The 2,033-nt window shown below is 67.7% G+C and carries 1 protein-coding gene and 1 tRNA gene; both read right to left on the bottom strand.

Going from position 1 to position 2,033, the window contains the following annotated elements; genetic code table 11:
- Positions 1 to 289 precede the first annotated feature (289 nt).
- Positions 290 to 361: transfer RNA gene (locus tag ACWELQ_RS44535), tRNA-Val, on the bottom strand.
- A 114-nt stretch (positions 362 to 475) separates the two neighbouring features.
- A complete protein-coding gene (locus ACWELQ_RS44540) occupies positions 476 to 1,996 on the bottom strand; it encodes an acyl-CoA synthetase (RefSeq protein WP_452402994.1) in 1,521 nt (506 codons plus the stop codon).
- Positions 1,997 to 2,033 lie beyond the last annotated feature (37 nt).

The raw sequence follows: 2,033 nt of genomic DNA on the forward strand, positions 1-2,033 counted from the left end.
ACTTTCACCACGACTCACCGGATCTGACCCCACCATGCCCGACAGCATAGAACGCTCGCGGAGGATGTTTACCGGTTGACGCTAGGGGCTCGGTGGGGGTAGGCGGCGCCGGGAGATGGGGCCGCCGCATGACGCCAGCAGCCCGAGTCGAACGCCGGGTGCGACTGTGATCGCCAACCCACCGTCGTACCCAGTGTTCCGGGTGCCAGCCGTCGCGCCCGCGATATTGCACGTATCGCACGAAAACGGCCGGCCATCGCGAAACCTGCGATGACCGGCCGTTTTCCAGTGGTTCTAGCTGGGATCGAACCAGCGACCCCTCGCGTGTGAAGCGAGTGCTCTCCCGCTGAGCTATAGAACCTCGGGTAGCCGTGGGAGCGGCTGTCCGGCTTGGTGTTGTGCACCTCGCCGGGTGGAGAAAAATTAGCACACTCCCCTACCCGTGCGGCAAATCGCCTGGGTCGGCGGGTCGCGGTCAGTCGGTGGGGAGTTTGCCCTTGGCGAGTTTGCCGGTGGGGGTGCGGGGTAGGGCCTCGACGAGGGTGAAGGTGCGGGGGATTTTGTAGCCGGCGATGCGTTCGCGGAGGAAGGCGGTGAGTTCGGTGGCGAGGTCGGTGTCGGCGGCGTCGGGGGCGGGTTGGACGAAAGCCTTGACGGATTGGCCCATCTCGGCGTCGGGGACGCCGATCACGGCGACGTCGAGGACCTTCGGGTGCAGGGCGAGGGCGTTCTCGATCTCCTGCGGGTAGATGTTCACCCCGCCGGAGATGATCATGAACGCCTTGCGGTCGGTGAGGTAGAGGTAGCCGTCCTCGTCGACGTAGCCGATGTCGCCGGTGGTGGTCCAGTCGGGGTGCGCCGGGTGGCGGGTGCTCGCGGTCTTGTCGGGGTCGTTGTGGTATTCGAATGCGGCGGTGTCACGTTCGAAGTAGACGGTCCCGATCTGCCTGGGCGGCAGGGACGCTCCGTCGTCGTCGCAGATGTGGATCACGCCGAGTGCGGGCCGTCCGACCGAGCCGGGCCGTTGCAGCCACCCGGCCGAGTCGATGAAGGTGAGGCCGTTGGACTCGGTGCACGAGTAGTACTCGTGGATGATCGGGCCCCACCAGTCGATCATGGCCTGCTTCACCTCGACCGGGCAGGGCGCGGCGGCGTGCACCGCCACCCGGTGACTCGACAGGTCGTATTTGGCGCGAACACCGTTGTCCAGCTTGAGCATTCGCACGAACATGGTCGGCACCCACTGGCTGTGCGTCACACCGAAGCGTTCGATCGCGGCCAGCGCGGCCTCCGGGTCGAAGCGGCTCAGCAGCACCACCGTGCCGCCGAGCGCCTGCACGACACCGCCGAATCGCAGGGGCGCGGCGTGATAGATCGGCGCGGGCGAGAGGTACACGGTGCCGCGGTCGAAACCGTAGAGCCCGCCGAACACCGCCGTCGTCAGGTCCCCGGGTTCGTCGACCGCGTGGGTCGGCAGCGGCATCCGAATTCCCTTGGGCCTTCCGGTGGTTCCGGAGGAGTACAGCATGTCCGCGCCGCGCGGCTGCGCGGGCAGCGCCGGTGTCGTCACCGCGGCCAGGGCGTCCTCGAAACTGTCGTAGCCGTCGAGCGCGCCGCCGAAGGCCAAGTGGCTCGCCACCTTCGGCGTCCGCTCGCCGACCTCCCTGGCGAGGTCGCCGAGGGCGGCCGAGGCGACGAGTACCTGTGCGCCGCAATCGTTCACGATGTAGGCGGCCTCGTCGGCGGTCAGATGCGAGTTGACCGCGGTGATGTAGAGCCCCGAACGCAGCGCCGCCCAGTAGACGACGAACGCGGTGACGGTGTTGTCGGTGATCATGGCGATGTGGTCGCCGGGCCGCAGCCCCGCCGTGTACAGGTGGCTCGCGAACCTCAGCGACTCGTCGTCGAGCTCGCGAAAGCTCAGGGCCGCACCGGTATCGGCGACGATGACCGCCGCCCGCTCCGGCTGATCGGCGACGTGGCTTCCGGGAAACATGCGCATTCCTCCCCGTGAGAGACAGACAAACCGACGC

This window comes from Nocardia sp. NPDC004722 (genome assembly GCF_053601505.1).

Bases quoted from the DNA above. Each gene is read 5' to 3' on its own strand.
- ACWELQ_RS44540 (WP_452402994.1), bottom strand. From the start codon at position 1,996: ATGTTTCCCGGAAGCCACGTCGCCGATCAGCCGGAGCGGGCGGCGGTC.